At 23.5% G+C, this 8,198-nt stretch carries 8 protein-coding genes; 7 read left to right on the top strand and 1 reads right to left on the bottom strand.

Translation table 4 applies throughout. From position 1 onward, the window contains the following. The coding region (locus tag EHU54_RS03125; protein WP_400248887.1) for an ankyrin repeat domain-containing protein at positions 1-3,595 on the bottom strand (3,595 nt) is incomplete at its 3' end. A 361-nt stretch (positions 3,596-3,956) separates the two neighbouring features. On the opposite strand from EHU54_RS03125, the gene EHU54_RS03120 reads away from it, so the two are divergent. The 7 genes from EHU54_RS03120 to EHU54_RS03090 all read left to right on the top strand — a co-directional run bounded on the left by EHU54_RS03120 (position 3,957) and on the right by EHU54_RS03090 (position 8,073). Then, a complete protein-coding gene (locus EHU54_RS03120; RefSeq protein ID WP_400248886.1) occupies positions 3,957-4,652 on the top strand; it encodes a UPF0236 family transposase-like protein in 696 nt (231 codons plus the stop codon). Between the two features lies 1 nt (position 4,653). Then, on the top strand, positions 4,654-5,271 hold the full coding sequence (locus EHU54_RS03115) for a hypothetical protein (protein WP_400248885.1): 618 nt from the start codon (positions 4,654-4,656) through the stop codon (positions 5,269-5,271). Positions 5,272-5,547: 276 nt separating this feature from the next. Further along, the gene (locus EHU54_RS03110) at positions 5,548-5,802 is read left to right on the top strand and encodes a Gfo/Idh/MocA family protein (protein WP_400248884.1); all 255 of its coding nucleotides are present in this window, start codon (positions 5,548-5,550) and stop codon (positions 5,800-5,802) included. Between the two features lie 93 nt (positions 5,803-5,895). Next, on the top strand, positions 5,896-6,138 hold the full coding sequence (locus EHU54_RS03105) for a hypothetical protein (protein ID WP_400248883.1): 243 nt from the start codon (positions 5,896-5,898) through the stop codon (positions 6,136-6,138). Beyond that, entirely contained in the window at positions 6,107-6,547 is a 441-nt protein-coding gene (locus EHU54_RS03100; protein ID WP_400248882.1) for a hypothetical protein, read from the top strand. The genes EHU54_RS03105 and EHU54_RS03100 overlap by 32 nt, the downstream gene beginning before the upstream one ends. Continuing rightward, positions 6,538-7,200 (top strand): deoxyribose-phosphate aldolase, encoded by a 663-nt coding sequence (gene deoC / locus EHU54_RS03095; RefSeq protein WP_400248880.1) that lies wholly within the window; start codon positions 6,538-6,540, stop codon positions 7,198-7,200. The genes EHU54_RS03100 and deoC overlap by 10 nt, the downstream gene beginning before the upstream one ends. Positions 7,201-7,233: 33 nt before the next feature. Beyond that, positions 7,234-8,073: an aldose epimerase gene (locus EHU54_RS03090; RefSeq protein ID WP_400248879.1), complete on the top strand. Its 840-nt coding sequence runs from the start codon at positions 7,234-7,236 to the stop codon at positions 8,071-8,073. Positions 8,074-8,198: the final 125 nt, after the last annotated feature.

The following is an 8,198-nucleotide window of genomic DNA, read 5'->3' as shown; positions in this document are numbered from 1 at the left end:
CAATTGTTTCTTGATAAATATTGTTTTCATTTTTTTCTTCAGCAAGATCTAAAGGAGTTTTATTATCCGAATTTTTTGCATTTACATCAGCACGATTTTCTAATAATAATTTAACAATTGATAGATGACCGTTTTGTGCCGCAATATGTAAAGCTGTATTTTTTGTTTTCGTATTTTTAAAATTAATATCAATTTTGTTTTTACTATTTTTATTTGTTAATAATTCTTTCACAATATCTGTATGACCATATTGTACTGCATAATGTAAGACTGTTCATTTATCATTATGTATTTTTTCGACATCAGCCTTCTTATCAAGTAATAACTTAACAACTTTATTTGTATAACTATATTGTGCAGCAAAATGCAAGGGTGTTTTACCATTGTTAGTTTTTCTTGCATTTACATCAGCACCTTGATTAATTAATAATTCAACAATTTCATTTTTCCGTTCTTCTATGGCAAAATGCAAGGGTGTTTTACCATTGTTAGTTTTTCTTGCATTTACATCAGCACCTAATTTAGTAATTAAAAATTCTACCATATCTTTATTGACATCTTTTATTGCTATATGTAAAGATGTTGCCTCATCTTTATCCTTAATTTTATTAATATATAAACCATATATTTCTTTTTTTTGTTTACTTTCATATTCATTATCAATTCTACTCATTTTTTTAGGTACTTCATAATTTTCTTGATTTGTTATGTTGATATTTTGGTTTTGTGTGCCAATAGTTTCTGTCATTATTTTTTCATTTGAATCAATTTGCATTGATTCGTCTGATTTTTTTCCTTTAACAGCATTATGTTTTTTTAATAAATCAATTGTTTCTTGATAAATATTGTTTTCATTTTTTTCTTCAGCAAGATCTAAAGGAGTTTTACCATTGTTATTTTTTGAGTTGATAAATTCTTCAAAGTATTTAGGGTTATCTTTATGTAATTTTTTGGCTTTATTTATTAACATTTTAATAATTGATAGATGACCGTTTTGTACGGCAATATGTAGTGGGGTATCATTATTATCTTCATTTTTAACATTAATCTCAATGTTTTCTTGATTTAATAATTCTTTCACAATATCTGTATGACCATATTGTACTGCATAATGTAAAGCTGTCTTTTTTTTGTTTCAAGTTTGCGCGTTGATAAATTCTTTAAACTTTTCAAGTTCATTTTGATATTTTTCTTTGGTTTTATCTATTAATATTTTAATAATTTTATTGGTAAAACTATATTCTGCCACAAAATGTAGTGGTGTTTTACCATTGTTAGTTTTTCTTGCATTTACATCAGCACGATTTTCTAATAATAATTTAACAATCCCATTTTTCCGTTCTTCTATGGCAAAATGTAGTGGTGTTTTACCATTATTGCTTTTTTTTGCGTTAATAAAATCTTTAAATTCTTCAGAGTTTTTACCATATAATTTTTCAGCTTTTTCAATTAATAATTCAACAATTTTTTTATTTCCTTTTTTTGCAGAAAAATGTAGAGGCGTTGCATTATCTTTATTTTTTGCGTTAACATCAGCATAATTTTCTAATAATAATTCAACAATTTCTAAATTATTATTTTGTACTGCAATATGCAATGGAGTAACTTTATCAGTATTCTCGCTAGTTTGTGAATTTATAAATTTTTTAAATTCTTCAGAGTTTTTACCATATAATTTTTCAGCTTTTTTAATTAGTTCCTCAACAATTTCTTTATTTTTATTATTATATGCTGCAATATGCAATGGAGTAAAATTACCAACATTTTTTAATTCAACATTAGCGCCTTTTTCTAATAATAATTTAACAATTTCTAAATTATTATTTTGTACCGCGAAATGTAGGGCTGTTCATTTATCTAATCATTCAACATTTTTTATTTCTATATCTTTATTTATTTTTAATAAAAAATTAATAAAATCTAAATTATTTTGAATAACAGCAAATAAAAAAGCACTGTTATTATCATTTAAATTTAAATCTATTTTTTCATTTTTAATTTCAGTATATTTTTCTTTAAAATTTTTAATTATTTTTTCTTTTTCTTCTAAAATATTTAAATTAGATAATTTATTTTCTAGCTTGCTGGTATTTTTTTTAAAAAAATTAATTAATTTTAATTGTCTTTCCCGTAGTTTTATTTCTGTAAATTGTTCTAAAAAATCATTATATTTTATTTTATCTGAATCATTAAATAACTTTTTTATATTACTTAATATTTTTCCGTAATCATCATTATTTTTAAAAATTTCATTAATTTTATCTTCATTTTCAGACATAAAATTACTTATTTTTTTGATTTTTTTTAATTGTTCTCAAATTTCTATTCTAAATTTATTGAATTGTTCTGAATATTTTTTTCAATCACCTCTTAATTGTGATGTATAATCTTTCCAATTTATTGTTTGATTTTCAATAAATATTTTTTCTTGAATATTTATTAATATATTTTTATTATCAGCAATTATTTTCTCTAATTCATCATTATTTTCAATATTTGCAAAAATTTCTAAAGTTTTTTCATCACATTGAAATCTCATTGCCTCACTTGTAACAAAAATTAGTCTTACTAAATCATTTTTAATGTTTTCATTTTGTTTATTATTATAATTTGCTAAATTTGCAATTGCATTATTTAAAGTATCTTTCGAAAGAATAATATCTTTTCCCATAGTTGGTTTGTCTTTTTCTTTTATTACAGCAACTAATCCATCTTCTGAATATGCTCCTGTATAATTTAAATTAATCTTTTGACAATTATATTTCTTAATTATTGCATTATTTATATTTTTAATTTTTTCTTCATCATCTTTTAAATTTTCACCCTGTAAATTACTAATTTTTTTATTTAAGGAATTTAATTCATTATTATAATTTAATTTTTTATTATTTTTTTCTTTTGCTTTAAGAGGAATAAGTTCATTTTTTTGTTGTAAATATTCTTGTACTTTTTTTTCATTAAATAAAAGTTTATTTTCTTTTAAATTATTTAATTTATCATTTAAATCATTAAGCTTTGTGATTTCTTCTTGATTAATTTGTTCTATTCTTTTTAAAAATTCATCATCAAAATAAAAATATTGATTCTGATTATTAATAAATCCTAATAAGTAAAAATTATTTAAATTAATTACTAATTTTATACTTTTACTATTACTATTTTTTAATGTCAATATTAATATTTTATCTTTGTTATTTTGTTGATTTTTAAATCAATTAGCCATTTTGGGCTCTAGTTCTTCTAATTTAGAAATAATTTTTTTATTATCAAGCTCTTTACTTATAAGTCCACCCATGTTGATACTTCTTAATGGATCAATATAATTTTCATAAATAAGTTCTTGTAACATTTTTTGAATATTATCAGAATAATTTTCATTTAAAGTAATTTCTTTTTNAATAATATCAACTTTACTATCTGAAGTTGTTGAAAATTGATATTTTTGGTCATCTTTCGTTTTTTGGGTAGTTAATGCGTTTTCATTATTTTGTCTTTTTTTAATACTGTGTTTTCGATTGGGTGCTGCTGCAATGACTGATGGTATTGCATTTCCAGTTACCATAATTGTTCCTAATAATCCTAAAAGTTTTTTCATATTATTTATTTCCTTTCTTCCTTGAATATTTTTTTTCAATTTCTATTGACATTATATATAAACTCTTTTAGAGCTGTTTTAGGAAGATATGAAGATTGGGATGATTATTAGATTTCTTGCATTACTTGTTAAAATAATTAATATTATTTATTTTTTAACTTCTATTTTTTTACCATACATATGGGGATAACCATAATTGTTTGTTTTAATAAAAATTAAGATAGTTAATAATATTAATTATCGCCTCCAATTACAAAATTATTTTTAATCTTGTTTTATTAAAATTAAATTTGACAAATATTTAAATTAGAGTTAGTGTGTGAGTATTATTTGATAATAATTAGAAAGTGGAAATGCTAAAATGATTACAAATATCGATTTTTTTAAAGATGCTGAAAAAGAAAATGATAAAAAATATATTGAAGATATTACTAAAAAATTAATTAAAAAAGATGATGAATTGTTTAAAATGACAAAAGAAGATCCACAATATCAAAAATATAAAATAAAAGAAAAAAGAAATAAAACTATAATAACAAAAAGATGCCATGTAACTATTCCGCGAAGAAGATATTATTATTTTGATGAAATTTTAAAAAGAAATGTATATGTTTTTTTGTTAGACGAATATTTGGGAATTAAAAAATGACAAAGAACAAAAAATTCATTACGAGAAAAAATATTATCATTTATGGGTGATGGAAAAAGATATAGTGATGTTATAGATACAGTTGCGGATTCAAAAGTTAGTAATATGACAATATCAAATATTTATAAGAATATTGATTTAGATAAAATTGACTATATTCATATTAATCAAAGTAATAAAATAGATATTACTGGAGATACTATATATGTTCAAGCGGATGGTACATTTCAAACTATGCGAGATGATAAAACCAAAGAAAAACTAAAAGAACATATATTAATTTCTAGTATACATACTGGGTTTGATAAGGAAAAATCAACTGAAAAAAGACCAGTAATTGAAAATAAAAAAGGTGTTTTCGAAATGAATAATATTACACATAAAATTAAAAATTTAACTAAATATTAAGGTGTTTACAAATAAAGTTATTGAAGCAATGCATAGTTATAATATTAAAAAAGATACAAAGATTTTAGTTTTGGGTGATGGTGCAAATTATATTGAAACTATTGCTAATGCTATTGCAAAAGAATTTAAAGATAATATTCTTGATGTAAGTTTAGATAAGTATCATTTAGTTAAAAAAATTGAACATTTATGATCATATCGAAAAAGAAATAAAATGCAAGAAATAAAATATAATATAGCAAAACACTATTTTTATAATGGCAAATATGATGAATTATTAGATTTATTAAATTCTCTTTTGCCATATATTATTGGAAATAAACGAAGTTATTTATTAAAAACAATTAAATATATTAAAAATAATGAAAAAGGTATTCGTAATCAAATTCTCTCCAATAATATTGGTTGTCATATGGAAGGTGATATTTCGAAAGCAAAAAGTGTTAAAGGTAGAGGAGGTAAAATTTATAATAAATTAACTTTTAATAATTTATTAACTGCTTCAATGATTAAAACTAATAGTGAAACAAATATGAAAAATAATAAAGAAATGAAAAATATTGTAATTAATAAAAATAATTTAGTTGAAGTTCTTAAAATTCAAAATTTAAGTATTTAGTTTTTAATTTATTAATTTTAAAAATGTGAATTAAATAAAAATTATTTTTTAGTGTGTAAAAATAATAAAAATAAAAAATTTACGAGATAAATATTGACAATAAAATAGGTTGAGTTAAAATGATAGTGTAAGTGGAATGCTTAAAGTGTTCTAATTTCTTAAATTATATAAGTTACCCTATAATTATTTATACGACCAATTATTTTTAATGTTGATATGAAATAACTAATTTACCAACACTTAACAAAAATGAAAGGTACATAGTGAGGTGCTTTTATGTTAAAGATTGGAACCATTGGTACAGGCAATATTGTGAGTGAATTTATTGATGCTTGTCGTGATGTACAAGGAGTTAAAATTACTTCCCTTTATTCACGTAGTTTAGAAAAAGCTAAGTTTTTTGCTTCAAAAAATAATTTATTAGTCCATATTGTAGATAATTTTGAAGATATGTTAGATTATATTGATATTATTTATATTGCTTCACCAAATGGTTTTCATTATCAACAAGCAAAGTATTTTTTGCAATAACAAAAGCATGTTTTAGTTGAAAAACCGGCAACTTTTTTTGCACATGAATTAATTGAATTAAAACAAATAGCAGAAATTAATAATGTTTTTTTGATGGAAGCTTTTAAACTCTTACATTTGCCAGCTTATCAAATTTTACAAACAAATGTTAATAAAATTAAACCTTTTTTAGCTTGTTTTCATTGCAACCAGTATTCAAGTCGAATGAAAGAAGTTTTATTAGACCAATATAACTCTGTTTTTGATGAGACTTTAGGAAAAGGTTCTTTATATGATATGTTAATTTATCCTGTTGAATTAGCAGTTGCTTTCATTTGGACCGGTCAAAGATGTTAAAGCAACGAGTCATAAGTTAAAGAATGGTGTTGATATTAATAATGCTGTTCTTTTACAACATAGTAATAATATTTTAACTAGTATTGTTTGTTCAAAAGCATCGACAGGCATTAGTCCTAGTGAAATTTTAAGTTATGATACTACAATTAATGTTACTAATCTAATAAAATTAGAAGCAATTACAAAATATAATAGCCTTACAAATCAAACAACAGTTTTACCATTAGGATCAGAACATAATAATAAAATGTACTATGAATTACAGTATTTTATTAATATAATTAATATAATAAATAGTGAGACTATTTGGAAATGAAGCGGTTATTGATTACTCAATTGCGGTGATTCGTGTTTTAGAAGCAGTTCAAATCAATGAAGAACAACAGGGAGAATTATTAAATGAAATTAAATAAATATATTGACCATACTTTATTGAAACCAGATGCAACTATAGTAGAGATTAAAAAATTATGTGCTGAAGCAAAAGAATATGATTTTGCATCCGTTTGTATTAATCCAACTTATGTTCAATTAGCGCATAATTTATTACAAGATACTACAGTTAATGTTTGTGTTGTGGTGGGTTTTCCATTGGGGGCGAATGCTACCATAACAAAAGTGACAGAAATTTCAACGGCATTAGCCGATGGAGCAACAGAAATTGATATGGTAATTAATATTAGTCAGTTTAAATCAAATAATTATGATTTAGTTCGTGCCGATATGGCAGCATGTAAAAAAGCAGCTGGGCAACATATTGTAAAAGTAATATTAGAAACATGCTTATTATCTGATACAGAAATTATTAAAGCGTGTCAGTTAGCAGAAGAAGCAGGTCTTGATTTTGTTAAAACTTCAACAGGTTTTAGTAAAGCAGGTGCAACGATTGCCAATGTTAAACTAATGAAAAAAACAGTTGGAGAACGTATGCAAGTTAAGGCAGCTGGTGGAGTGCGTACTAAAGATGATGCTTTAGCAATGATTACAGCAGGAGCAACGCGAATTGGAACAAGTGGAGGTGTTAATATTATGGAAAATAAACCACATCGAACAGGTTATTAGTTGACATAAAGCAGCAAAGGAAAATAAAAAATAATGTATTTTTTAAAAAACAAAAATTTAAAAGCAACGCTTAGTTCTGATCCGTTTGAATTAATTTCATTAAAAAAAGCTGGCAAGGAATATATTTATCAACAAGATAGTACATGAAAAAAATCGTGACCAATTTGTTTTCCAATCACAGGAAAGTTAATTAATAATGAATATCAATTAGCAGATAAAATTTATACGATGATGGGGCATGGGTTTTTTCGTGCAATTACTGCTTGAAAAGTTCTTACTTATACAGCAGATACATTAGTGATTGAATATAGAGCAACAAAAGAATTTTATCATCAGTATCCATTTTTGTTTAAATTGGAAGTAACATATCAATTAGAAGCAAATAAATTAATTAATAAAGTTAAGATTACTAATCTTGACTTAAAACCATTGCCATATAATTTTGGTTGACATCCAGCATTTATTTGTGATGAGCATACTGGTAAAATTATTTTTGATAATCCACAAATAATTACCCATATTCCTGGTGGGGCTTTTTTAGGTTCAGAAATGAAGAAAGAAACAAATTCTCAGTTTTTAATAAATCAATATGATTTTACAACTGGCCAATGTTATGCGTTACTAAAACAAACAACAAACAAAGTTTTAATTGTTGATTCAACTCGAGAAATTAGTTTAATAACAAAAGGTTATCCAAATGTATTAATTTGAAAATGTCAAAATGATGCAAAATATATTTGTGTTGAACCATGAGATGGCCATCAAGATGACATTAATTATCAAACAATTCCGCTTGACCAAAAACCATGAATTAATAAGTTACCATCACAACAAACAAAAATATATTGTTTAGAAGTAGAATTTAAAAAATAAAACCTCTTAACAAATAAGAGGTTTTCATCAAAAATGAATATATTAGACTTCTTGCATAACCTAGTTATTTTAAAATTCCTATAAAATATATTTAAAATAGAAATTATAGGAATCTAAAATTATGA

It is taken from the genome of Spiroplasma sp. ald (assembly GCF_044714355.1).
GTDB classification, from domain to species: Bacteria; Bacillota_I; Bacilli_A; order Mycoplasmatales; family Mycoplasmataceae; genus Spiroplasma; species Spiroplasma phoeniceum.
Note: the sequence above shows the minus strand (reverse complement) of the source record. Positions and strands in the feature narration are given on the sequence as shown.